The sequence below is a fragment of the Escherichia sp. KS167_9B genome (assembly GCF_030295215.1).
Lineage (GTDB): Bacteria > Pseudomonadota > Gammaproteobacteria > Enterobacterales > Enterobacteriaceae > Escherichia > Escherichia coli_F.
Genome location: NZ_AP025754.1, coordinates 187,034 through 211,271, shown reverse-complemented (window position 1 = coordinate 211,271; position 24,238 = coordinate 187,034). Strand labels below are relative to the sequence as shown.

At 51.3% G+C, this 24,238-nt stretch carries 21 protein-coding genes and 1 pseudogene; 5 read left to right on the top strand and 17 right to left on the bottom strand.

Annotated elements, in window-relative coordinates; genetic code table 11:
* Positions 1 to 15: 15 nt before the first annotated feature.
* The 15 genes from rnhB to rpsB form a co-directional block, all read right to left on the bottom strand.
* The gene (gene rnhB, locus QUE34_RS00945; RefSeq protein ID WP_000569401.1) at positions 16 to 612 is read right to left on the bottom strand and encodes a ribonuclease HII; all 597 of its coding nucleotides are present in this window, start codon (positions 610 to 612) and stop codon (positions 16 to 18) included.
* A complete protein-coding gene (gene lpxB, locus QUE34_RS00940) occupies positions 609 to 1,757 on the bottom strand; it encodes a lipid-A-disaccharide synthase (RefSeq protein WP_032302428.1) in 1,149 nt (382 codons plus the stop codon). The genes rnhB and lpxB overlap by 4 nt, the downstream gene beginning before the upstream one ends.
* Positions 1,757 to 2,545: an acyl-ACP--UDP-N-acetylglucosamine O-acyltransferase gene (gene lpxA, locus QUE34_RS00935; protein WP_105268446.1), complete on the bottom strand. Its 789-nt coding sequence runs from the start codon at positions 2,543 to 2,545 to the stop codon at positions 1,757 to 1,759. The genes lpxB and lpxA overlap by 1 nt, the downstream gene beginning before the upstream one ends.
* A 3-nt stretch (positions 2,546 to 2,548) precedes the next feature.
* Positions 2,549 to 3,004, bottom strand: coding sequence for a 3-hydroxyacyl-ACP dehydratase FabZ (fabZ, locus tag QUE34_RS00930; RefSeq protein WP_000210739.1), 456 nt, complete (start codon positions 3,002 to 3,004; stop codon positions 2,549 to 2,551).
* Positions 3,005 to 3,108: 104 nt separating this feature from the next.
* A complete protein-coding gene (gene lpxD, locus QUE34_RS00925) occupies positions 3,109 to 4,134 on the bottom strand; it encodes a UDP-3-O-(3-hydroxymyristoyl)glucosamine N-acyltransferase (protein ID WP_001139282.1) in 1,026 nt (341 codons plus the stop codon).
* Between the two features lie 3 nt (positions 4,135 to 4,137).
* Complete coding sequence (skp, locus tag QUE34_RS00920) at positions 4,138 to 4,623, bottom strand: molecular chaperone Skp (protein WP_000758956.1); 486 nt, start codon at positions 4,621 to 4,623, stop codon at positions 4,138 to 4,140.
* 121 nt (positions 4,624 to 4,744) lie between these two features.
* Entirely contained in the window at positions 4,745 to 7,177 is a 2,433-nt protein-coding gene (gene bamA, locus QUE34_RS00915; protein ID WP_001240896.1) for an outer membrane protein assembly factor BamA, read from the bottom strand.
* Positions 7,178 to 7,206: 29 nt separating this feature from the next.
* Complete coding sequence (rseP, locus tag QUE34_RS00910; RefSeq protein WP_032302427.1) at positions 7,207 to 8,559, bottom strand: sigma E protease regulator RseP; 1,353 nt, start codon at positions 8,557 to 8,559, stop codon at positions 7,207 to 7,209.
* A gap of 11 nt (positions 8,560 to 8,570) precedes the next feature.
* Positions 8,571 to 9,428: a phosphatidate cytidylyltransferase gene (gene cdsA, locus QUE34_RS00905; protein ID WP_032302425.1), complete on the bottom strand. Its 858-nt coding sequence runs from the start codon at positions 9,426 to 9,428 to the stop codon at positions 8,571 to 8,573.
* Between the two features lie 12 nt (positions 9,429 to 9,440).
* Positions 9,441 to 10,199: a (2E,6E)-farnesyl-diphosphate-specific ditrans,polycis-undecaprenyl-diphosphate synthase gene (ispU, locus tag QUE34_RS00900; RefSeq protein WP_001517776.1), complete on the bottom strand. Its 759-nt coding sequence runs from the start codon at positions 10,197 to 10,199 to the stop codon at positions 9,441 to 9,443.
* A gap of 187 nt (positions 10,200 to 10,386) precedes the next feature.
* On the bottom strand, positions 10,387 to 11,583 hold the full coding sequence (gene ispC / locus QUE34_RS00895) for a 1-deoxy-D-xylulose-5-phosphate reductoisomerase (protein ID WP_032183242.1): 1,197 nt from the start codon (positions 11,581 to 11,583) through the stop codon (positions 10,387 to 10,389).
* Between the two features lie 92 nt (positions 11,584 to 11,675).
* Positions 11,676 to 12,233 (bottom strand): ribosome recycling factor, encoded by a 558-nt coding sequence (gene frr / locus QUE34_RS00890; protein WP_000622418.1) that lies wholly within the window; start codon positions 12,231 to 12,233, stop codon positions 11,676 to 11,678.
* 291 nt (positions 12,234 to 12,524) lie between these two features.
* Complete coding sequence (gene pyrH / locus QUE34_RS00885) at positions 12,525 to 13,250, bottom strand: UMP kinase (RefSeq protein WP_000224573.1); 726 nt, start codon at positions 13,248 to 13,250, stop codon at positions 12,525 to 12,527.
* Positions 13,251 to 13,396: 146 nt separating this feature from the next.
* Positions 13,397 to 14,248 (bottom strand): translation elongation factor Ts, encoded by an 852-nt coding sequence (tsf, locus tag QUE34_RS00880; protein ID WP_000818114.1) that lies wholly within the window; start codon positions 14,246 to 14,248, stop codon positions 13,397 to 13,399.
* 257 nt (positions 14,249 to 14,505) lie between these two features.
* Positions 14,506 to 15,231: a 30S ribosomal protein S2 gene (gene rpsB / locus QUE34_RS00875; protein WP_000246882.1), complete on the bottom strand. Its 726-nt coding sequence runs from the start codon at positions 15,229 to 15,231 to the stop codon at positions 14,506 to 14,508.
* Positions 15,232 to 15,598: 367 nt separating this feature from the next.
* Between rpsB and map the strand changes: the two genes are divergently transcribed.
* The 5 genes and pseudogenes from map (at position 15,599) to QUE34_RS00850 (ending at position 21,395) form a co-directional block, all read left to right on the top strand.
* A complete protein-coding gene (map, locus tag QUE34_RS00870; RefSeq protein WP_001018200.1) occupies positions 15,599 to 16,393 on the top strand; it encodes a type I methionyl aminopeptidase in 795 nt (264 codons plus the stop codon).
* A 61-nt stretch (positions 16,394 to 16,454) separates the two neighbouring features.
* Positions 16,455 to 19,127, top strand: a complete 2,673-nt coding sequence (glnD, locus tag QUE34_RS00865) for a bifunctional uridylyltransferase/uridylyl-removing protein GlnD (protein ID WP_032302423.1) — start codon at positions 16,455 to 16,457, stop codon at positions 19,125 to 19,127.
* 30 nt (positions 19,128 to 19,157) lie between these two features.
* Entirely contained in the window at positions 19,158 to 19,982 is an 825-nt protein-coding gene (gene dapD, locus QUE34_RS00860) for a 2,3,4,5-tetrahydropyridine-2,6-dicarboxylate N-succinyltransferase (RefSeq protein ID WP_064525011.1), read from the top strand.
* 52 nt (positions 19,983 to 20,034) lie between these two features.
* Positions 20,035 to 20,847, top strand: a pseudogene (gene yaeI, locus QUE34_RS00855) (phosphodiesterase YaeI).
* Between the two features lie 161 nt (positions 20,848 to 21,008).
* The gene (locus QUE34_RS00850; protein ID WP_000272188.1) at positions 21,009 to 21,395 is read left to right on the top strand and encodes a DUF3461 family protein; all 387 of its coding nucleotides are present in this window, start codon (positions 21,009 to 21,011) and stop codon (positions 21,393 to 21,395) included.
* Between the two features lie 53 nt (positions 21,396 to 21,448).
* Here the strand turns inward: QUE34_RS00850 and cdaR are convergent, their stop codons facing one another.
* Together cdaR and degP are read right to left on the bottom strand one after the other, a co-directional pair.
* Complete coding sequence (cdaR, locus tag QUE34_RS00845; protein ID WP_088541426.1) at positions 21,449 to 22,606, bottom strand: DNA-binding transcriptional regulator CdaR; 1,158 nt, start codon at positions 22,604 to 22,606, stop codon at positions 21,449 to 21,451.
* Positions 22,607 to 22,760: 154 nt separating this feature from the next.
* Entirely contained in the window at positions 22,761 to 24,185 is a 1,425-nt protein-coding gene (degP, locus tag QUE34_RS00840) for a serine endoprotease DegP (protein WP_032302419.1), read from the bottom strand.
* Between the last annotated feature and the right edge of the window lie 53 nt (positions 24,186 to 24,238).

Genomic DNA, 24,238 nt, shown 5'->3' with positions numbered 1-24,238 from the left:
ATCTCGACACAAGAATCAGGACGCAAGTCCCAGTGCGCGTTTGACAGGCCCAAAGCTGCGACGATGATGTTCAGTCGCGCCATATTCAGCCAGTTTTTCCAGATGAAAAGCGGTTGGATACCCTTTGTGCTGGGCAAAACCATATTGCGGGAAAACAATATCCAGCGCCGCCATTTCAGCGTCGCGCGTCACTTTCGCCAGGATAGACGCAGCACTGATTTCCGGCACACGACTGTCGCCTTTCACCACTGCCATCGCAGGCATCGGTAATTTTGGGCAGCGGTTACCATCAATCAACACATATTCTGGCGCAATATGCAGCCCCGCGACGGCGCGCTGCATCGCCAGCATGGTCGCATGAAGAATGTTCAGTTCGTCGATTTCGTGGGGTTCCGCGCGGCCCAGACTCCAGCTCAACGCTTTCTCTTTGATCTCTTCACAGAGCGCCAGACGGCGTTTTTCGCTCAGCTTTTTGGAATCATTCAGCCCGGCAATTGGGCGCGCCGGGTCAAGGATCACCGCAGCGGTAACCACCGCGCCAACTAACGGCCCGCGTCCGACTTCATCCACACCCGCAACCAGATGCGTGTGCGGATAAACAAATTCGATCATTGTGTTAACTCCAGAACGGCTTGTGCCGCCTGCTCATCGGCATTGCAGCGGATCTGCTGATGCAGTTCACGGAAGGTATCGTGCATCGCGTGACTGGTTTTCCCATTCGCCAACAGCGGTAACAGCGCCGCAGCCAGTTTTTGCGGCTCACACTCTTCCTGCAATAACTCTTTGACTAACTCTCTGCCCGCCAGCAAATTTGGCAGCGAGACATACTCGGTTTTCACCAGCCGCTTCGCCAGCCAGAAGGTAAAAGGCTTCATGCGATATCCCACCACCATCGGGCATTTCGCCAGCATGCACTCCAGGGCTGCCGTACCCGACGCCAGTAGCGCCGCATCACTGGCGACCATCGCCTCACGGCCCCTCCCATCCAGCAGATGAACAGCAAGGTCCGGTGCGACTTCAGCTTTGATACGCTCAAACTGCTCGCGGCGTTTGGCATTCACCAGCGGCACCACGATCTCGAGATCGGGATATGTCTGACGCAAAAGCTGAGCCGTTTTCAGGAAATCGGCACTAAGCATCTCCACTTCCGCACCACGGCTTCCCGGCAGCAATGCAAGACAGTGAGCATCGTGAGGGATCCCCAGCACATCACGCGCGGCGTTTTTATCTGGATCTAACGGCATGGCATCAGCCATGGTGTGACCGATAAAACGGCACGGCACGTTGTATTTGTCATAAAACGCTTTTTCGAAAGGCAGAAATGCGAGCACCAGATCGGTGGCTCTGCCTATTTTGAAAACGCGTTTCTGTCGCCACGCCCAGACGGACGGACTGACGTAATGAATGGTTTTGATACCCTGCTTTTTAAGATTACCTTCGAGGGTAATATTGAAGTCAGGTGCATCAATGCCGACAAAAACATCTGGCTTCAGTTCGCCAAAACGCTTTGTCAGATCGGCACGAATATGCAGTAAGCGACGCAGACGCCCGAGCACTTCAACAATGCCCATCACCGCCAGCTCTTCCATTTCGTACCAGGCTTCGCAGCCTTCAGCCTGCATTCGTGGCCCGGCAACACCAACAAAGCGGGCGTTGGGCACACGTTCTTTCAGAGCGCGGATTAAACCGGCCCCCAGGATATCGCCGGAGGTTTCTCCGGCGACCAGGGCAATCGTTAATGGACGCTGTTCAGTCATTAACGAATCAGACCGCGCGTTGAGCGTGCAAAGAAATCGGTAAAGGCTTTCACTTCCGGATATGTTTCCGCCAGTTCAGCAATTTCCGGTTTCACTTCATCGAGCGTTTTACCGCTACGATAAATCAGCTTATACGCATTGCGGATAGCGGTAATCGCCTCACGGCTGAATCCGCGGCGCTTCAGCCCTTCGATATTGACACCGAACGGCGTTGCGTGGTTACCCTGCGCAATGACATAAGGAGGGACGTCCTGCGCCACACCGGAGCAGCCGCCAACCATCACATGCGCACCAATGATGCAGAACTGATGGACTGCGGTCATGCCGCCGATGATCGCGAAGTCGTCAACCGATACGTGACCCGCCAGCGTTGCGTTGTTGGCGAGGATGCAGCGGTTACCTACCGTACAATCGTGCGCAATGTGCGCGTTGATCATCAGTAAGTTGTCGCTGCCCACCTTCGTCAATCCACCGCCCTGGACTGTGCCACGATGAATGGTGACGCTTTCGCGAATGCGGTTACGATCGCCGATTTCCACACGGCTCGGTTCGCCAGCATATTTAAGATCCTGGTTGACTTCGCCGATGGAGGCGAACTGATAAATCTCATTGTCGCGGCCAATTTTAGTATGACCATTCACGACAACGTGAGATTTCAGTACGGTACCCTCACCAATTTCGACATGGGGTCCAACGATACAAAAAGGACCAATGTGAGCATTGGCGGCAATCGATGCGCCCTCTTCCACAATGGCGGTTGGATGCACAAAGGCGGATTTATCAATCACGTATCAGGCCTCCCGGCTACGAGCACACATCATCGTTGCTTCGCAAACTACTTTACCGTCGACCAGAGCAACCCCTTTAAAACGGGTCAGGCCGCGGCGCGTTTTTTCGAAAGTGACTTCCATGATCATTTGATCGCCTGGCACGACCGGGCGCTTGAAGCGCGCTTCGTCAATACCGGCGAAGTAGTACAGCTCGCCCGGTTCCAGTTTTCCTACGCTCTTAAACGCCAGAATACCTGTTGCCTGTGCCATTGCTTCCAGAATAAGCACACCCGGGAAAATCGGTTTTCCAGGAAAATGGCCCTGGAAGAATGGCTCATTGACAGAGACATTTTTTACTGCGCGCAGAAAACGACCTTCTTCAAAATCCAGCACGCGATCTACCAGTAAGAACGGGAAACGGTGCGGCAGAAGTTCTAAAATCTCTTCAATCTGCAGAGTATGAGTGTTAGTAGTCAAGATACTCTTCCTGTCAAAATATAAGAAACGACAATAATAACACGGCCTGCCGCAATCGTAAGAATGAGACAGGCCGTAAAGTTTGGCGAACAAAAGATGGAACGTTAGTCTTGTTGATTAACCTTGCGCTCAAGCGATTTCAAACGCTTGCTCATGTCATCAATGTTCATCACCAGTGCAGCGGTTTTGCGCCAGACTTTGTTGGGTTGCAGCGGAATGCCTGAGGAATAGACGCCTGGTTCAGTGATGGGACGCATCACCATACCCATGCCCGTAACCGTCACTTTGTCGCATATTTCCATATGCCCATTGATTACGCTGGCTCCGCCGATCATGCAGTAACGACCAATTTTCAGGCTTCCCGCCATAATGACGCCACCGGCAACCGCCGTATTGTCGCCAATCACGACGTTATGTGCAATCTGGCACTGGTTATCAATGATCACGCCATTGCCAATAACGGTGTCATCCAGCGCACCGCGATCGATAGTAGTACAGGCACCGATCTCCACGCGATCGCCAATAATTACGCGACCAATCTGCGGGATCTTCACCCAGTTACCCCGATCGTTGGCATAACCAAAGCCGTCTGCGCCTACCACTGTTCCGGACTGGATCAGGCAATTCTGACCGATCTGGATCTCATGGTAAATGGTTACGTTCGCCCAGAGACGCGAACCTGCACCTATTTTGCTGTTTTTACCTACGAAGCAACCGGCACCGATAATCACGTTATCGCCCAGTTCAACGCCGGACTCAATCACCGCGTTAGCGCCAATCGATACGTTGTTACCCAGCTTCGCCGTCGCGTCGATCACCGCACTGGGTGCAATGTTCTGCGCGGGCTGCGGCGTGGTATCTAAAATTTGCGCCATGCGCGCGTAAGTCAGGTAGGGGTTCTTCACTACCAGCGCGGCACTTTTCGCGAAAGGAAGATCGTCCTGGGTCATGACAACCGCGGACGCCTGGCACAAGCCTAAATGCTCACGGTATTTTGGGTTAACCATGAACGTGATGTGACCTGTTTGTGCAGATTGCATGGACGCAACGCCGGTGATGACGATATCGCCATCACCGTGTAGTTCTGCATCCAACTGCTGCGCTAAATCAGCCAGTCGAATTGAAGGCATTACTTATTTAACCTGTTTCAGTACGTCAGCAGTGATGTCTTTTACATCGCTGCTGTTGTAAGCAACGGCGTTTGCATCAACAACCAGATCGATATCCTGGCTGTTGGCAACGGATTTCACAGCAGTCTGGATACGAGTAACCAGTTTGCCGCGTTCTTCGTTGGAACGACGAGCGCGATCCTGCTCAAAAGCCTGCGCTTTCTGAGCAAAAGTCTGGCGCTGAGCCATCACGTCTTTTTCCAGTTTGGTACGATCGCTGCCCGCTTTCATGGACTGCAGCTTTTTCATTTTAGCCTGCAGATCGGTTTCCATACGCTGCAGTTCGCTGGCACGGCCTTTGAACTCATTTTCCAGCGTGTTAGAAACACCGGTTTTCTGCGCTACCTGCTGGAACAGGCTGCCCATATTGACGATTGCAATTTTGTCAGCCGCCTGAGCAGAAGTTGCCAGTGCTAAACCGAGACCTGCAGCTAATAACCACTTTTTCACAATAAACTCCTTACCATCCCATTTGCACCGGAGGGTGCAGTTCTTTGCGTGGCCCGGCGATCTTATATTGATCGCCTAAAGTCATCGCTACACTACCACTACATTCCTTTGTGGAGAACACTTACCAGGTTTTACCGATGTTAAACTGGAACTGTTCTGCCTTGTCTCCATCGTACTTTTTGAACGGCTGGGCGTAGGAGAACACCAACGGCCCCAATGGGGACATCCATTGTAATGCGATACCCGCAGACATACGGATATTGCTTGGATCACTATAGTCCGGATATCCAGAATATTGGCTGGAATCCCAGTTTGTATCCCAAACGGTACCCATATCCCAGAAAAAGGAAGTACGAACCGAGTTAGCATACTTGTCGCTAATGAACGGCGTCGGGGTGATGAACTCGAGGCTGGCAACCGCCATAGCGTTACCGCCTACAGCATCATCCGATTTACACAGGTCTTTCGCGCCGTCCTGAGTCGCACATTCGTAATCATAGTCCGGATCATAATTACTAGCCTGATGCGGGAAGTAAACTGCTTTCGGACCAATGGTATTGGACTGGAAGCCACGCACGGTGCTGGAACCACCGGCATAGAAGTTCTCGTAGAACGGCATCTCTTTGCCGCCTAAACCATCACCATAACCCCAGCGGGTACGACCCAGAACAACCCATTTGTGATCGTCATCGATCGGCACATAAGTCGCCGTGTCTAACGTCACTTTGTAGTATTCGTTATCCGATCCCGGAATGGTCACTTTACCGGTCAGGTTGACACGTGAACCATCTGTCGGGAAGTAACCACGGTCAAGCTTGTTATAGGTCCAACCATAGTTGAACGTGAAGTCGTCCGTTTTGAAGCTGTTATCCTGATCAGAGGTACTCGGATGTTCACCCATAGAGTACAGATAACGCCACATCGCAACCTGAGGCTGCATGTTGGACAGGGAGTTATGTACATAACCCAGACCTGCACGCAGCGAGTTATATTCGTTAATCGGGAAGCCCAACGTCACGTCTGTACCATAACTCTTGTTGGTATAGTCGGACAGGTCGGCGTCATCTGCCTGGAAGTCATTATAGAAGAGACGACCACCGAGGCTTACGCCATCTACGGTGAAGTACGGGTTGGTTACCGACAGTTCAGCATAGGTCTGGTAATCGTTTTTGGTCCCGTTGATACCAACAGCATAACCCGTACCTAACCAGTTATCCTGTTGCACACCAGCCTGGAAGCTCACGCCACTTTCAGTACCGTAACCAATCCCGAAGTTGAAGCTACCGGTGTTACGTTCTTTCACCTTGTAGACTACATCAACCTGGTCCGGGCTACCCGGAACACGTTGGGTATCGGTATCGACAGTTTCAAAGAAGCCCAGACGATTCAGACGCTCCTTACCCTGATCGACCAGATCGCTCCCCAGCCATGCACCTTCCATCTGACGCATTTCGCGACGCAGAACGGCATCTTTCGAGGTATCGTTACCTTCAAAACGGATCTTACGCACGTAGAAACGGTTACCCGCATCAACGTTCACGCGTAATTTAACGGTTTTGTCGGCATCGTTAATTTCAGGCATCGACTGTACGCGCGGATAGGCATAACCATAGCGACCAAGAAGCTTTTTAATGTCATCTTCCATTTTGGTCACTTTGGTGCCGTTATACAGCTCACCCGGCTCGATCTTAGTCAACTGCTCAATTTCAGCGGAGTGCCCGGCAAGGTTACCGCTCACTTCAACGCCAGAAAGCTTGTATTGATCGCCTTCGGTGATGTTCACCGTGACGTAAATACCTTTTTTATCTGGCGTCAGACTGACCTGGGTAGAGTCAATGTTGAAACGAGCATAACCGCGATCCAGATAGTAGCTGCGCAGGGTTTCAAGGTCGCCTGCCAGTTTCTGTTTCTGGTATTTACGATCGCCTACCACGTTCCACCACGGCACTTCGTCACGCAGTTGGAAATGAGAGATCAGTTCGTCGGTGGTGAAAGCATGGTTACCAACAATGTTAATTTGCTGGATTTCAGCTGATACACCTTCCTGGAACACCAGTTTGAGGTCAACACGGTTGCGCGGCAGCGGGGTCACGACAGCTTTAACGCTGGCGCTATATTTACCGACGCTGTAGTAGAAGTCTTCCAGACCTTTCTCGATATCGGCAATGGTGGTGCGATCGAGGGATTCGCCCACACGCACGCCAGAAGCCTCGAGGTTTTGCTTCAGCATGTCATCTTTCACCGATTTGTTACCGGAGAAAGTAATGCTGGCAATGGTCGGACGTTCTTTTACCTGAACCAGAAGGGTATCACCATCACGAAGGACGCGAACATCCTCAAAGTTGCCGGTAGCAAACAGAGCGCGAATGGTATTACTGATATCTTCATCATTAACCGTGTCGCCTGTGCGCACCGGCATACTGAGGAGGGCCGCACCAACGGCGACACGCTGAAGGCCTTCGAAATGAATATCTTTCACTACGAATCCTTCAGCACCGTATACGGTGGCGCTGCTAAACAGCAGCGACGCTATGAGCAACTTTTTCATCGCCATCGTTATTATGCGTTCTTCCTAACTAACTCTCATAACCGAGAGAAATCATTGAAAAGTGCAAGCCCCATTAACAGCACCAGCAGAATCGAGCCAATGCGATAACAAAAGTCTTGAACCCGCTCGGATACCGGTCCGCCCTTGATCTTTTCGATCGCAAGGAACAGCAGATGCCCCCCATCAAGTACGGGCAACGGAAACAGGTTAATTATCCCTAAGTTCACGCTAATGAGCGCAAGAAACGGCAGGTAATAAACAACCCCGAGTTCCGCTGTCATCCCAGCCCCCTTGGCGATAGAGATCGGCCCACTGAGGTTGTTCAGTTTCACATCACCGGTGATCAATTTTCCCAGCATACTGACCGTCAGCTTCATCAGCTGCCACGTTTTGTCCGTGGCTTCGACGATAGCGTTGAACGGCCCATACTGGCGTACAACTTTATACTCATCTGGCAAAGGAATGACTTTCGGCTCAATACCGACAAAACCAATCGCCTTACCATTACCCGGTTTACTCTCCGGGATTAATGTCAAAGACAAGGGACTCCCCTGTCTTTCGATTTCTAACGCTAAGGATTTACCCGGGTTATCCCGGACAAGCATCACAAAGGTCACCCACTGCGTTAAGGACTGACCATCGACTTTAACGATCCTGTCGCCTGCTTGCAAACCTGCCTTGCTTGCGGCCGAGTTTGGCTGCACATTTTCCAGTACAGGTTCAATTTGCGGGCCACGAGGACGAATCCCCAGCGAAGATACCGGATCTTCTTTATCAGGCTCAAACGCCCAGTGACGTAAATCGAGCTTTACATCCCGTCGTTGGTCGCTGCCAAATGGCGCTACCGTAATGGTGGTGCTTTCATCGCCAATTTTATCGACCAACTGCAAACGCACGGCATCCCAATCAGGCGTTTCGATACCATCTACGGCTTTTAGTTCCGTACCTGGTGCAATTTGTGCTTCCGCAGCTATCGAATTGGCTGCTATTTCGCCAACCACCGGACGTACGCCAGGTACACCAATAATAAAAACCAGCCAGTAGGCAAAGATAGCAAAAATGAAGTTTGCAACCGGACCTGCGGCAATAATCGCCGCACGTTGGCCGACAGATTTATTATTGAAGGCATGGTGGCGGAGTTCCGGAACAACCGGTTCTGCGCGCTCATCCAGCATTTTGACATAACCGCCCAACGGGATCAGGGCGATGACATATTCGGTGCCTAGCTTATCAGTTCGGCGCCAGAGCGCCTTGCCAAAACCTATTGAGAAACGCTCAACACGAACACCACAACGCCGGGCAACCCAGAAATGACCAAATTCATGCACGGTGATAAGTACACCCAGTGCAACGATGAACGAAGCCAAATCCCAGAGAAAACTCAGCATATTACCTTCCGTTAAAGCGTCCTGAATACCAGTAACAACAAGCAAGCAAAGACCGGTACCGCAGCCGTCAGACTATCAATACGATCTAAAATACCACCGTGTCCTGGAATTAAATGACCGCTGTCCTTAATTCCTGCTTCACGCTTAAACATACTCTCGGTCAGATCGCCGAGCACTGAGGCTAACGCTGCGACAATAGAGCAAATGAGTAAGGTGACGGGAGCGATGTCGAGATTCGCCCACATGCCATAACCCCATGAGATTACCGCTGCAGTCGCGAGTCCACCGATAAAGCCTTGCCAGGTTTTACCCGGAGAAACCTTCGGTGCCAGCTTATGTTTACCAAACAATTTGCCAAACATATATGCGCCAGAGTCAGCGCCCCATACCAGGATCATGACATAGAGCAGCCATATTGCGCCACTGTAATGATTCTCGTCGTAGTGCCAGGCCCGTAACGCCAGCATGCCCCAGAAGAAGGGAACAATGGTTAGCACGCCAAAAATAATGCGCAATGTTTTAGAGTTACGCCAGATTGCTGCGGAACCTGGGTAAAACAGCACCAGCAATAGCGCGACAATCCACCAACCCAGCGAAGCCCAAAGTGAGATTTCAACCAGCGGTTGATGAATATTTCGGTGATATTCCGGCAACAGAAAAAGCATCAGCGCCAACAATAACCCACATAACACCGCCAACCATACTCGCTGCGAGCGAGTGGTAAAACCGCTAAGCTGTCCCCATTCCCACGCTGCCAGCATACAGACCACCAGCGTTACAATGGCGAACCCCACCGGCGGCAACAGAAACAACGCCGCGATGACGACGGGTATTAACACAAAAGCAGATATCAGGCGATACTTCAGCAAAAGCGACCCCCATCAGGCTGTTTCATCACCGGGCTCGGTGCCGCCGAAACGACGCTCTCGATTAGCAAAGGCATTTAACGCCCCTTCAAAGTCTTGTTCATCGAAATCGGGCCAGAGAACATCTGTAAAGTAAAGTTCGGCATAGGCAATTTGCCAAAGCAAAAAGTTACTAATGCGATGCTCCCCCCCAGTCCTAATTACTAAATCTACAGGGGCCAGTTCATGCATACAGACATGCTGGTTTAGCATCTCTTCATCTATCTGATCTGGTTGCAGGTTTCCTTGCTGCACCTTTTCAGCCAGTTGCCTGACTCCCTGGACTATATCCCAACGTCCACCGTAGTTCGCCGCAATATTCAGCGTTAGACCGGTATTTCCGGCTGTTAGCGCTTCCGATTTACGAATACGTTCTTGCAAACGCGAGTTAAAGCGACTGGTATCGCCAATAATACGCAGACGTACGTTATGTCGGTGCAGGCTTTTTACTTCGCTATCGAGCGCCCAAACAAACAGTTCCATTAACGCACTGACTTCCTGCGCTGGTCGGTTCCAGTTTTCACTACTAAAGGCATACAGCGTTAACGCCTCAATACCGTTGTTGGCCGCAAAAGAGACAGCCCGGCGGACGGATTTTGCCCCGGCTTTATGCCCAAAGGCACGAATCTTCCCTTGCTTTTTTGCCCAGCGACCATTGCCGTCCATAATGATCGCAACATGACGACAGCCATGTACTGGCAATTTTTCGCTAAGTGGTTGAGTAGCAGACAACATCACGCGTTTCTTATTCCCTGACAGGGTTTACGGTACTCAGGAATACTGAAGCCTATACAAAAAAAAGCCGTGTAAAACCACGGCATACCTGACCTTATAAGCCAACTACTTATGGTCAGATGGCGCAGACTATATCACTGAAGCCCTACGCTAACAAATAGCACGACTCTCTGTAGCCGGATTATCCTCAGCTTGCGAGACGCGTCACCTCTTTTCTGGCGACTTCACGCGCGTTCGTATCAACAGATAACACATCGTCCACGCATTGTGGTTCGCGCATATCCATTTTTTCCAGTACGGATAAATTCAACGCGGCGATATCCGTAAAGCGGATTTGTTGCGCAAGAAAGGCTGCAACGGTGATTTCGTTTGCGGCATTCAATGCAGTCGTCGCAGCCTGGCCTTGTTCGAACGCGTCCATTGCCAGTTTAAGGCATGGATAGCGATCATAATCCGGTGCGGCAAATGTCAACGCACTGAGTTTGCAAAAATCCAGCGGCTTCACACCAGAGTTCACGCGATTCGGCCAGGCCATGGTGTGGGCAATTGGCGTACGCATATCCGGTTCACCCAACTGCGCCAGAACACTGCCGTCCTGATAACGCACCATTGAGTGAATCACTGACTGCGGATGAATCAGCACTTCCATCTGGCTGGCACTGGCGTTAAACAACCAACGCGCTTCAATGTATTCCAGACCTTTGTTCATCATGGTAGCCGAATCGACAGAAATTTTACGCCCCATCGACCAGTTCGGATGACGGCAGGCTTGATCCGGCGTCATTGTTGCCAAATCGCGCAATGGCGTCTCACGGAAAGGGCCACCAGACCCGGTAAGCAAAATGGACACCACGCCATTTTGCTCAAGGTCAGCGTATCCCAGATTATGCTGGATAGGTTGCGGTAAACTCTGAAAAATGGCGTTATGTTCGCTATCGACTGGTAACAATTGCGCTTTGCTCTGCTTTACGGCGTCCATAAACAGACGTCCGCAAGTGACCAGTGATTCTTTATTGGCCAGCAAAATGGTTTTACCCGCGCGGATCGCAGCAAGCGTAGGTAACAGCCCAGCAGCGCCAACAATGGCTGCCATCACCTGATCAACATCCTCAAGCGCTGCCATATCGCAAGCGGCTTGTTGCCCACTTAAGACTTCGGTGCGGCTACCCTGTTGCTGTAGCATCGTTTTAAGAAGTTTCGCACTCGCTTCATCGTCCATTACGGCATAGCGGGGAGAGAATTCCAGGCACTGCTCTACCATGCGAGTGACATTTTTGCCTGCCACCAGCGCAACTACGCGGAAGTGTTCGGGATTATGGCGCACCACGTCCAGCGTGCTGCAACCAATCGAGCCGGTCGAGCCCAGAATGGTGAGTTGCTTCATGAAACATCCAGAGTTGAGACAGAATAAAAAGCAAAACGCCGCCAGCCGATCCGCAAGGATCTACTGAGCGGCGTTTTTTGTCGTTCAAGAAATCAGAACTGCATCAGTTCTGCTTCTTTGTCTGCCAGCGCCGCTTCAATTTTCTTGATTGCAGCATCAGTCAGTTTCTGTACATCGTCCTGAGAACGGCGATCGTCGTCTTCGCTGATCTCTTTATCTTTCAACAGTGCTTTCACTTTGTCGTTCGCGTCACGACGCACGTTACGTACTGCAACACGCGCTTGTTCTGCTTCACCACGAACGATTTTGGTCAGATCTTTACGACGTTCTTCCGTCAGCGGCGGCAGCGGAACACGAATGTCGCTACCCGCAGAGTTCGGGTTCAGGCCAAGATCGGACGCCATAATCGCTTTTTCAACGGCCGGAGACATTGAACGATCAAACACGTTGATTTTCAGAGTACGGGAATCTTCTACCGTTACGCTTGCCAGCTGACGCAGCGGCGTCGGCGTGCCGTAATATTCCACGACAATGCCATCCAGCAGGCTGGGAGAAGCACGACCCGTGCGTATTTTGCTGATTTGGGTTTTGAACGCTTCTACGCATTTGTCCATGCGTACTTCAGCATCTTTTCTGATATCGCTAATCACGTTACGAATCCTTGAAAACTTGTCTCAGTCAGACCAGACAGTCACACACAGTGGAAGTGTGCTAAGTATAGCCCTGATTAAACATATTACGGGTAATCGTCTGGATTATTAGGCTATTTTATTTGCCATTTTGGCACCGGGCAGTGCTCGCCATCCTCACGTACTTGTGTACGCTCCGGTTGCTGCGCGCTGGCCGTGACCAAACTACCTGCAACAATAACGCCTTATAACCAGACTTACGCCCCCGCGATACTTACGCGGAATCTTACCCTTATTTATCCATCACGGGAATTATTCCGTGATTAAAGTCCCTTCTTTTTCACCCATTACCACACGGCGCAGCGCACCCGGTTTGTTCATGTTGAAAACACGAATCGGTAATTTATGGTCACGAGCCAGCGTGAAGGCCGCCAGGTCCATGACTTTCAGCTCTTTTTCCAGCACTTCGCTGTAAGTCAGTTGCTCGTACATCGTTGCGGTTGGATCTTTCGCCGGATCAGCAGTAAACACGCCGTCAACTTTGGTTGCTTTCAACACCACATCAGCTTCAATTTCGATACCACGCAGGCAAGCTGCAGAGTCGGTGGTAAAGAACGGGTTACCTGTACCGGCGGAGAGGATCACCACACGATTGTTGCGCAACAGGCTAATCGCTTCTGCCCAGCTGTAGCTGTCGCACACGCCATTCAATGGAATAGCGGACATCAGACGAGCGTTCACATAGGCGCGGTGCAGTGCATCACGCATTGCCAGGCCGTTCATTACGGTCGCCAGCATCCCCATGTGGTCGCCCACAACGCGGTTCATACCCGCTTTCGCCAGACCAGCGCCACGGAACAGGTTACCCCCACCAATCACCACACCAACCTGAATACCCAGTTCAACCAGTTCTTTGATTTCCTGAGCCATGCGATCCAGTATGCTTGCATCAATACCGAAGCCTTCCGTGCCCTGCAGAGCTTCGCCACTCAACTTAAGCAGAATGCGTTTATAGACGGGTTTTGCATTGGTAGCCATGTTTCTTTCCTGAGACTGTCAACGATTGAAATGAATTAATACCGGCGACATTGTACGTCGCTTTTCAGCGCAGCCCCATAAGGGTTAGCTGAATTTACAAGATGGGCGCAAAAAGAAGCCGCCCTCAGGCGGCTCCTTTTCGATAATTAAGACTGCTTGGACATCGCAGCAACTTCTGCTGCAAAGTCAGTCTCAACTTTCTCGATGCCTTCACCTACTTCGAAGCGGATGAAGCCAGTCACTTCAGCGTTATGCTCTTTCAGCAGCTGACCAACAGTTTTGCTTGGTTCCATAACGAACGGCTGACCGGTCAGAGAAACTTCGCCGGTGAATTTCTTCATGCGGCCTTCAACCATTTTCTCTGCGATTTCTTTCGGCTTACCAGACTGCATCGCGATATCCAGCTGAACCTGGTATTCTTTCTCTACCACTTCAGCGGAAACGTCTTCCGGTTTGATGAATTCTGGTTTGCTTGCAGCAACGTGCATAGCGATGTGTTTAACCAGCTCTTCGTCAGCGCCTTTAGCAGCAACCAGAACGCCGATACGCGCACCGTGCTGATAAGAACCCAGAACGTCGCCTTCCAGCGCAGCAACGCGGCGAATGTTGATGTTTTCACCGATTTTCGCTACCAGCGCAACACGTTCTTCTTCGAACTGTGCTTTCAGAACTTCAACGTCAGTGATTTTGCCAGCAACAGCTGCGTCCAGAACTTTGTCTGCGAACGCCTGGAAACCAGCGTCTTTTGCAACGAAGTCAGTCTGGCAGTTAACTTCCAGAATGATGCCGTAGTTGCCGTCGATTTTGGTTTTGATCACGCCGTCAGCAGCAACGTTGCCTGCTTTTTTCGCTGCTTTAATAGCACCGGACTTACGCATGTTTTCGATTGCCAGCTCGATGTCGCCGTTAGCTTCAGTCAGTGCTTTTTTGCAATCCATCATGCCTGCGCCAGTACGCTCACGCAGCTCTTTTACCAGGGATGCGGTAATTTCAGCCATTCTAAAATCCTCGGAGATGTGATCTGCCCGGCATTAAACCGCACAGATATAAAAGTGAAAAAGGGGGCCATATGCAGGCCCCCTAACCAAACGTGTACTACCTGGTCTATAAGGGCTCTCCCCCTTCATATTTCGCGCCGCAGATGCGTTGTCTTCGCTCGCTCATCCCGGTCACTTACTGATGTAAGCTCCCGGGAATTCTCGAGCTTGCCGCCTTTCTGCAACTCGAACTATTTTGGGGGAGTTATCAAGCCTTATTACTCAGCTTCTACGAAGCTTTCTTCCGCCTGGGAAGCCAGATCCTGAGAACGGCCTTCACGTACGGTTGCAGCAACAGCGCCCAGGTACAGGGTCACAGCACGGATTGCGTCGTCGTTACCCGGGATAACGAAGTCAACACCGTCCGGATCAGAGTTGGTATCAACGATAGCAAATACCGGAATACCCAGGTTGTTTGCTTCTTTGATAGCAATGTGTTCGTGGTCAGCATCGATTACAAACAGAGCGTCCGGCAGACCGCCCATGTCTTTGATACCGCCCAGGCTGTTTTCCAGTTTCTCCAGCTCACGAGTGCGCATCAGCGCTTCTTTCTTGGTCAGCTTGTCGAAAGTACCGTCCTGAGACTGAGTTTCCAGGTCTTTCAGACGTTTGATGGACTGACGAACGGTTTTCCAGTTAGTCAGCATACCGCCCAGCCAGCGATGGTTCACGAAGAACTGGTCGCAGCTCAGAGCAGCGTCTTTCACCGCTTCGCTTGCAGCGCGTTTAGTACCAACGAAAAGGATTTTACCTTTACGAGAAGCAATCTTGTTCAGTTCAGCCAGAGCTTCGTTGAACATCGGTACAGTTTTCTCAAGGTTGATGATGTGAACTTTGTTACGCGCACCGAAGATGAACGGCTTCATTTTCGGGTTCCAGTAACGGGTCTGGTGACCGAAGTGAACACCAGCCTTGAGCATGTCGCGCATGGAAACAGTTGCCATGATTAAAACCTCTATATAAAAGTTGGGGTTATGCCTCCACGTATCCCATATTACCGACCCTAAAGGGCACCCCGGAATATGTGCCGATACGTGTGTGTTGTTACACAAAGTGAGATTGTCGCTTCCGTCCAGTCTGTGTATACGAAATGGATCGGAAGTCCGGCGCGCTTTATACCACAAATACGTCGTGGACACCAATAATTGTTGGCGCTGTGTACAGCATCAGACGATGAATTTTCTATTATAGAAAACGTTCAGTGGCACGTTTGGCGAAATTCAGAATGATTCTCAATTTGCCCGGGTGTGATACCATTGACGACACTTACATATATATTGTCGGTATCACCGACGCTGATGGACAGAATTAATGGCTATCTCAATCAAGACCCCAGAAGATATCGAAAAAATGCGCGTCGCTGGCCGACTGGCTGCCGAAGTGCTGGAAATGATCGAACCGTATGTTAAACCGGGCGTCAGCACCGGCGAGCTGGATCGCATCTGTAATGATTACATTGTTAATGAACAACACGCGGTTTCTGCCTGCCTCGGCTATCACGGCTATCCGAAATCCGTTTGCATCTCTATTAATGAAGTGGTGTGCCACGGTATCCCGGACGACGCCAAGCTGCTGAAAGATGGCGATATCGTTAACATTGATGTCACCGTAATCAAAGATGGTTTCCACGGCGACACCTCAAAAATGTTTATCGTCGGTAAGCCAACCATCATGGGCGAACGTCTGTGCCGCGTAACGCAAGAGAGTCTTTACCTGGCGCTGCGCATGGTAAAACCGGGCATTAATCTGCGCGAAATCGGCGCGGCAATTCAGAAATTTGTCGAAGCAGAAGGCTTCTCCGTCGTTCGTGAATATTGCGGACACGGTATTGGTCGCGGCTTCCATGAAGAACCGCAGGTGCTGCATTATGACTCCCGTGAAACCAACGTCGTGCTGAAGCCGGGAATGACCTTCACCATCGAGCCAATGGTCAACGCGGGCAAAAAAGAGATCCGCACCATGAAAGATGGCTGGACGGTAAAAACCAAAGATCGCAGCTTGTCTGCACAATATGAGCATACTATTGTGGTGACCGATAACGGCTGCGAAATTCTGACGCTACGCAAGGATGACACCATCCCGGCGATAATCTCGCACGAAGAATAAGATGAAGCCGGCGAATGCCGGCTTTTTTAATACGATAATTTAATCTTATGGGTGGCGCACAATGAATACCCTTCCAGAACAGTATGCAAACACCGCTCTCCCCACCCTGCCCGGTCAACCGCAAAATCCATGCGCCTGGCCCCGTGATGAATTAACCGTTTGTGGGATAAAAGCCCATATTGATACCTTCCAGCGTTGGCTGGGTGATGCCTTTGACAATGGGAACTCCGCAGAACAATTGATTGAGGCACGCACCGAGTTTATCGACCAACTCCTGCAACGGTTATGGATTGAAGCGGGATTCAGCCAGATTGCTGACCTGGCATTGGTTGCCGTCGGTGGCTATGGCCGCGGTGAATTGCATCCACTTTCCGACATCGATTTACTGATCTTAAGCCGTAAGAAACTCCCGGACGATCAGGCACAGAAAGTTGGCGAGCTATTAACGCTGCTCTGGGATGTGAAGCTGGAAGTCGGTCATAGCGTACGCACGCTTGAGGAGTGCATGCTGGAAGGGTTATCGGATTTAACCGTCGCCACCAATTTAATCGAATCCCGCTTATTAATTGGCGATGTTGCGCTGTTCCTCGAACTGCAAAAACATATTTTTAGCGAAGGATTCTGGCCTTCCGACAAGTTCTACGCGGCGAAAGTTGAAGAACAGAACCAGCGCCATCAGCGTTACCACGGCACCAGCTACAACCTTGAACCAGACATCAAAAGTAGCCCCGGCGGCTTGCGCGATATCCACACTCTGCAATGGGTGGCCCGCCGTCATTTTGGCGCGACTTCACTGGATGAAATGGTAGGGTTTGGCTTCTTGACCTCAGCGGAGCGGGCGGAATTAAACGAATGTCTGCATATATTGTGGCGTATTCGCTTTGCCCTGCATCTGGTCGTCAGCCGTTACGATAATCGCCTGCTGTTTGATCGCCAGCTTAGCGTCGCCCAGCGTCTGAATTACAGTGGTGAAGGTAACGAACCGGTCGAGCGGATGATGAAGGATTACTTCCGCGTTACACGCCGCGTCAGTGAACTCAACCAGATGCTGCTGCAACTGTTCGATGAAGCCATCCTCGCCCTTCCCGCCGACGAAAAACCACGTCCAATCGACGATGAGTTTCAGCTACGCGGAACGCTGATCGACCTGCGTGATGAAACACTATTTATGCGCCAGCCAGAAGCCATCTTGCGTATGTTCTACACCATGGTGCGCAACAGTGCGATCACCGGCATTTACTCCACCACGCTGCGCCAGTTGCGCCACGCCCGTCGCCATCTGCAACAACCACTGTGCAATATTCCGGAAGCGCGAAAACTGTTTTTGAGCATTCTACGCCACCCCGGAGCGGTGCGACGCGGACTATTGCCAATGCATCGCCATAGCGTGCTCGGCGCGTATATGCCGCAATGGTCGCATATCGTCGGGCAGATGCAGTTTGACCTGTTCCACGCCTACACGGTGGATGAACATACTATCCGCGTGATGTTGAAACTGGAGAGTTTTGCCAGTGAAGAAACGCGACAGCGCCATCCGTTATGTGTGGACGTCTGGCCGCGCCTGCCGTCAACTGAGCTGATTTTCATCGCCGCGCTGTTTCATGATATCGCCAAAGGACGCGGCGGCGACCACTCCATTCTCGGTGCTCAGGATGTAGTGCATTTTGCCGAACTCCACGGACTGAACTCGCGCGAAACACAGCTGGTCGCCTGGCTGGTTCGCCAGCACTTGCTGATGTCGGTGACAGCTCAGCGCCGCGATATTCAGGACCCGGAAGTCATCAAGCAGTTTGCCGAAGAAGTGCAAACAGAAAATCGTCTGCGTTATCTGGTATGCCTGACAGTGGCAGACATTTGCGCCACCAACGAAACACTGTGGAACAGCTGGAAGCAAAGTCTGTTGCGTGAGCTCTACTTTGCCACCGAAAAGCAGCTACGGCGCGGAATGCAAAACACGCCGGATATGCGCGAACGCGTTCGCCATCACCAGCTACAGGCGCTGGCGCTACTGCGTATGGACAATATTGACGAAGAGGCGCTGCACCATATCTGGTCACGCTGTCGCGCTAACTATTTTGTCCGCCATAGCCCAAATCAACTGGCCTGGCATGCGCGCCATTTATTACAGCATGATTTAAGCAAACCGCTGGTCTTGCTTAGCCCGCAGGCTACGCGTGGTGGCACGGAGATTTTTATCTGGAGCCCGGACCGCCCATATCTGTTTGCCGCCGTGTGTGCCGAGTTAGACCGCCGCAATTTAAGCGTTCACGACGCACAAATTTTCACCACTCGCGACGGTATGGCAATGGATACCTTCATCGTGCTGGAACCCGATGGCAGCCCGCTGTCCGCAGATCGCCATGACGTTATTCGATTTGGTCTGGAACAGGTGCTGACACAAAGTAGCTGGCAGCCACCGCAGCCACGTCGCCAACCCGCCAAATTGCGCCATTTTACTGTTGAAACCGAAGTGACGTTTTTGCCGACCCATACCGACCGAAAATCATTCCTCGAATTGATTGCCCTCGACCAACCTGGCTTGCTGGCGCGAGTCGGGAAAATTTTTGCCGATCTGGGAATTTCGCTTCATGGCGCCCGAATTACAACCATTGGCGAGCGAGTAGAAGATTTATTCATAATTGCCACCGCTGACCGGCGTGCGCTTAATAACGAGTTGCAGCAGGAAGTGCATCAGCGGTTGACAGAGGCCCTCAATCCAAACGATAAAGGGTGATGTGTTTACTGATATGAAAAGAGTTTAACAATGCAGCAGTTACAGAACATTATTGAAACCGCTTTTGAACGCCGTGCCGAGATCACCCCAGCCAATGCAGACACCGTTACCCGCGAAGCGGTAAATCAGGTGATCGCCCTGCTGGATTCCGGCGCACTGCGTGTTGCGGAAAAAATTAACGGTCAGTGGGTGACGCATCAGTGGTTGAAAAAAGCGGTGCTGCTCTCTTTCCGTATTAATGATAATCAGGTGATCGAAGGGGCAGAAAGCCGCTACTTCGACAAAGTGCCGATGAAATTCGCTAACTACGATGAAGCACGTTTCCAGAAAGAAGGCTTCCGCGTCGTGCCACCAGCGGCAGTGCGTCAGGGCGCGTTCATTGCCCGTAACACCGTGCTGATGCCGTCTTACGTCAACATCGGCGCATATGTTGATGAAGGCACCATGGTTGATACCTGGGCGACCGTCGGTTCCTGTGCGCAGATTGGTAAAAACGTCCACCTTTCCGGTGGCGTGGGTATCGGCGGCGTGCTGGAGCCGCTGCAGGCTAACCCGACCATTATTGAAGATAACTGCTTCATCGGCGCACGCTCTGAAGTGGTTGAAGGGGTGATTGTCGAAGAAGGTTCCGTCATCTCTATGGGCGTATACATTGGTCAGAGCACCCGTATTTACGACCGTGAAACCGGCGAAATCCACTACGGTCGCGTTCCGGCTGGTTCGGTGGTTGTGTCAGGTAATCTGCCGTCGAAAGATGGCAAATACAGCCTCTACTGTGCGGTTATCGTTAAGAAAGTTGACGCGAAAACTCGCGGCAAAGTCGGCATTAACGAACTGCTACGCACCATCGACTAAAAGTCAGTACACGGGCAGCATGAAGCTGCCCGTTTTTTTACAGGGATGAATGATGATCACACGCAGGCGTTTTTTACAGGCTGCCGCCGCGACGTTAACGGTGAGTTCAGGTTTCGGTTATATGCATTACCTGGAACCCGGCTGGCTTGAATTAAGCCATCACCGCTTCGCCTTTTTTGAAGAAAAAGCCGCACCATTCAAAATTCTGTTTCTGGCCGATCTCCATTACTCTCGTTTTGTTCCTTTAAGCCTGATTTCTGACGCTATTGCCCTTGGCGTAGCGCAAAAACCTGATTTGATTTTGCTGGGTGGCGATTATGTTTTATTTGATATGCCGCTGAATTTTTCGGCGTTCAGTGACGTACTCTCTCCCCTTGCCAAATGTGCACCGACATTTGCCTGTTTTGGCAATCACGATCACCCCGTGGGTACAGAGAAAAATCGCTTAATTGGCGAGGCGTTAAAATCGGCGGGGATCACTGTGTTGTTTAACCAGGCAACGGTAATCGCCACATCAAAACGGCAATTTGAACTGGTTGGCACTGGTGATTTATGAGCCGGACAATGCAAACCACCTCCCGCCAGCGAAGCAAATCTGCCTCGTCTGGTGCTGGCACATAATCCCGACAGCAAAGAAGTCATACGTGATGAACCCTGGGATCTGATGCTGTGCGGCCATACTCACGGCGGGCAACTGCGCGTACCGTTGGTTGGTGAACCTTTTGCCCCTGTCGAAGATAAACGTTACGTCGCCGGATTAAATGCCTTTGGCGAACGACACATCTACACAACCCGTGGCGTGGGCAGTTTGTATGGTTTGCGTCTGAACTGCCGCCCGGAAGTAACGATGCTGGAACTGGTGTAGAACGTGAATTTTATCGCCAGAATAAAGCAGGTAATTTTTTGATTTTTACGCCATGATAGAAGTCTGGAAGAAAAAGGCTTTCTGCGATCACAGTCGAGCCGGGCAGGCCAGGCCAAATGCTAAAATAAGCACAATTTACTGACTCATTTTGAGGTAACGCTATGTACGACAATCTGAAAAGTCTGGGTATTACCAATCCTGAAGAAATTGATCGTTACAGCCTCCGGCAGGAAGCCAACAACGATATTCTGAAAATCTATTTCCAGAAAGACAAAGGCGAGTTTTTCGCCAAGAGCGTGAAGTTTAAATATCCGCGTCAGCGTAAAACGGTCGTCGCTGATGGTGTGGGTCAGGGTTATAAAGAAGTCCAGGAAATCAGCCCGAATCTACGGTATATCATTGATGAGCTAGATCAAATCTGCCAGCGTGACCGCAGCGAAGTTGATCTTAAGCGTAAGATCCTCGACGACTTACGTCACCTGGAGTCAGTAGTAACCAATAAGATCAGCGAGATTGAAGCCGATCTGGAAAAACTGACGCGTAAATAATGTCATTCTGTGGGCCGGGTAAAGTCTCACCCGGCTGTAATTTTGTAATCGACCTACCGCTCTTCATCCAGTTGTAACGCCACATACAGCAGCAACCTGTCATCAAAATTGCCCAAATCAAGCCCGGTCAGTTCCGATATACGATTAAGCCGATACTCAAGAGTATTACGATGAATAAACAACGCCTTTGACGTTGCCAGCGGTTGCACATTGTGGCGAAACCACGCAGCCAGCGTTCGCCGCAGCAAGCCGTTATTGTCCATCGCTTTCAGCCGCGCCAGCGGTCGCGCCAGTTCGTTGGCCTGCCAATCGCCACGCAAACTGTCGAGCAACACAGGCAACATCAAATCCTGATAAAAATAGCAGCGACTTTCGGGCATCCGCTGTTTACCCACCACCATCGTCGTTTTCGCCGTACGATAAGAGCGGGCAATACTGCCTGGTCCGGTAAAATAGTTACCCAGCGAAACGCGAAAACGTAGCTGACCATACTCTTTCATGCGGGCAATCAGTTGTTCAACTCGCTTACGATGATCTTCTGCATCCCAGCGCCCAAACGAATTCAACGCCGGTTTCAACACCACCATTTCGGTCAGTGAAACAATCGCCACCAGATTATTACGCTCGGGTGTAGTCAGCGCGTTTTGCAGTTGCTGTAACTCCGCCATTGCGCTATCCACGCCAAGTTGACCGCTATCGACCTCAACAATAGCCACCACTCGCGGTTGATTGAGATCGACCCCCAGCCGTTGCGCCCAATCAGTAAGTGCGGGAGTATTCTCCTCGGCCTGAAGGAGGTTCATCACCAGTTCTTCCCGCAAACGGCTATCCTGCGCCAACAGGTGCATCAACCGCGACTGTTCCAGCATCATTTCAGCCGTCATGCAGACCAGTTCGCCATATTTACGCAGATTCTCTGGTTCACCTGTCAGGCCAATTACGCCGACAATTTCACCTTCCAGCCGTAACGGTAGATTAATCCCCTGCCGCACACCGTGCAGATGACGTGCCACCGCGTCATCGATATCGACGACTCGTCCCTGTGAAAGTACCAGCAATGCACCTTCGTGCAATTCACCAATACGCTCACGATCGCCGCTGCCGATAATACGCCCGCGGGCATCCATTACGTTAATATTGGTATCAATGATGCGCATGGTGCGCGCCACGATATCCTGCGCCATTTTGGTATCAAGATGCCAGCCAGCCATAAGTCCTCCGTTATGCACGGCTTAGCATAAGGAAGTACGTAACGTACGGCATTGTGCAAATGCCCAAAGGATGAGGAAGATGTATGGAGTTGTGGTGAAGTTCACAGATTGTAAGGAGAACCCCTTCCCGTTTTCAGGAAGGGGTTGAGGGAGATTACTGCATTAACAAGTAGATGGTGCTGTCGCCGCGCTGAATGTTCAGTGCCAGCACAGACGGTTTGCTGTCGAGAACTTTACGCAGTTCAGCGATGTTTTTCACTGCCTGCTGGTTCGCACCAATAATCACATCACCTTTCTTCAGGCCGATCTGCGCAGCTGGAGTGCCCGTTTTCACGTTGTTCACCACCACGCCCTGATCTTTGCCTTTGTTGCTCATCTCAGCGCCTTCAATGCCGTTGAAGATGGTGCTGGAATCAACCTGATTCTGGCTGCTCTGCTGCAGTTCCAGGTTCACGTTAACCTGCTTCCCGTCGCGCAGTAAGCCCAGGGTCAGTTTGCTGCCTACCGGCATAGTGCCCACCTGAGCACGCAGTGCGGCAAAGCTGCTGATTGGCTTACCGTTCAGTGAGGTGATCACATCACCCGCTTTAATGCCCGCTTTCGCGGCGGAAGAATTCGGCAGAACCTGGCTTACGAAAGCACCGCGCTGGGCGTCAACTTTCATCGCTTTCGCCAGATCGGAGTTCAGCTCAGTCCCCATAATACCCAGCTCACCGCGTTTCACCTGGCCGTATTCCACCATCTGCGAGGTCAGGTTTTTCACCATGTTACTCGGGATAGCAAAACCGATACCGATGTTGCCGCCGTCCGGTGCGAGGATCGCGGTGTTGATACCGATCAGTTCGCCGTTCAGGTTAACCAGCGCACCACCGGAGTTACCACGGTTGATCGCAGCATCGGTCTGGATGAAGTTTTCATAGTTTTCGGCATTCAGACCGCTACGCCCCAGCGCAGAGACAATCCCGGAAGTTACTGTCTCGCCCAGGCCGAACGGGTTACCAATTGCTACGGTGTAATCACCCACGCGCAGTGCATCAGAATCCGCCATCTTAATTGCGGTCAGGTTTTTCGGATTCTGGATCTGGATCAGCGCGATATCAGAGCGCGGATCTTTGCCAACCATCTTCGCGTCGAACTTACGACCATCGCTCAGCTGGACTTTAATCACCGTCGCGTTATCAACAACGTGGTTGTTGGTGACGACATAGCCTTTATCGGCATCAATGATGACGCCGGAACCCAGCGCCATGAATTTTTGTTGCTGGCCGCCGCCATTACCGCCCTGGCCCCCCTGGCAGAACGGAGAGCTCTGGAACGGAGAACCTTCCTGGCAGAACGGAGAATCATCACCGAAGAACTGCTGGAAATTACGCGGCATACGCGGCGTATTAACGGTTGTGCTACCTTCTACGTTAATGCTGACCACTGAAGGCATCACCTTTTCGAGCATTGGTGCAAGGCTTGGTATCTGCTGGGCTGTCGTTGCTGAAGAAGTCTCAGCCGCCGTTGCAGAGAGCGGAGATAACGCCAAACCTAAACTCAGAGCCAGTGCACTCAGTGCTAATGTGGTTTTTTTCATGTATTTCAGTCTCGATTAACAGATAACGCAAAATTGCTGTGTTCTTCAGATTC

What these genes read in the sequence shown, in the direction of transcription:
- ispU (WP_001517776.1), bottom strand. Translation starts at nt 10,199, where the DNA reads ATGTTGTCTGCTACTCAACCACTTAGCGAAAAATTGCCAGTACATGGC.
- dapD (WP_064525011.1), top strand. Translation starts at nt 19,158, where the DNA reads ATGCAGCAGTTACAGAACATTATTGAAACCGCTTTTGAACGCCGTGCC.
- rseP (WP_032302427.1), bottom strand. Translation starts at nt 8,559, where the DNA reads ATGCTGAGTTTTCTCTGGGATTTGGCTTCGTTCATCGTTGCACTGGGT.
- rnhB (WP_000569401.1), bottom strand. Translation starts at nt 612, where the DNA reads ATGATCGAATTTGTTTATCCGCACACGCATCTGGTTGCGGGTGTGGAT.
- ispC (WP_032183242.1), bottom strand. Translation starts at nt 11,583, where the DNA reads ATGAAGCAACTCACCATTCTGGGCTCGACCGGCTCGATTGGTTGCAGC.
- cdaR (WP_088541426.1), bottom strand. Translation starts at nt 22,606, where the DNA reads ATGGCTGGCTGGCATCTTGATACCAAAATGGCGCAGGATATCGTGGCG.
- bamA (WP_001240896.1), bottom strand. Translation starts at nt 7,177, where the DNA reads ATGGCGATGAAAAAGTTGCTCATAGCGTCGCTGCTGTTTAGCAGCGCC.
- degP (WP_032302419.1), bottom strand. Translation starts at nt 24,185, where the DNA reads ATGAAAAAAACCACATTAGCACTGAGTGCACTGGCTCTGAGTTTAGGT.
- tsf (WP_000818114.1), bottom strand. Translation starts at nt 14,248, where the DNA reads ATGGCTGAAATTACCGCATCCCTGGTAAAAGAGCTGCGTGAGCGTACT.
- lpxD (WP_001139282.1), bottom strand. Translation starts at nt 4,134, where the DNA reads ATGCCTTCAATTCGACTGGCTGATTTAGCGCAGCAGTTGGATGCAGAA.
- rpsB (WP_000246882.1), bottom strand. Translation starts at nt 15,231, where the DNA reads ATGGCAACTGTTTCCATGCGCGACATGCTCAAGGCTGGTGTTCACTTC.
- QUE34_RS00850 (WP_000272188.1), top strand. Translation starts at nt 21,009, where the DNA reads ATGTACGACAATCTGAAAAGTCTGGGTATTACCAATCCTGAAGAAATT.
- lpxB (WP_032302428.1), bottom strand. Translation starts at nt 1,757, where the DNA reads ATGACTGAACAGCGTCCATTAACGATTGCCCTGGTCGCCGGAGAAACC.
- map (WP_001018200.1), top strand. Translation starts at nt 15,599, where the DNA reads ATGGCTATCTCAATCAAGACCCCAGAAGATATCGAAAAAATGCGCGTC.
- pyrH (WP_000224573.1), bottom strand. Translation starts at nt 13,250, where the DNA reads ATGGCTACCAATGCAAAACCCGTCTATAAACGCATTCTGCTTAAGTTG.
- glnD (WP_032302423.1), top strand. Translation starts at nt 16,455, where the DNA reads ATGAATACCCTTCCAGAACAGTATGCAAACACCGCTCTCCCCACCCTG.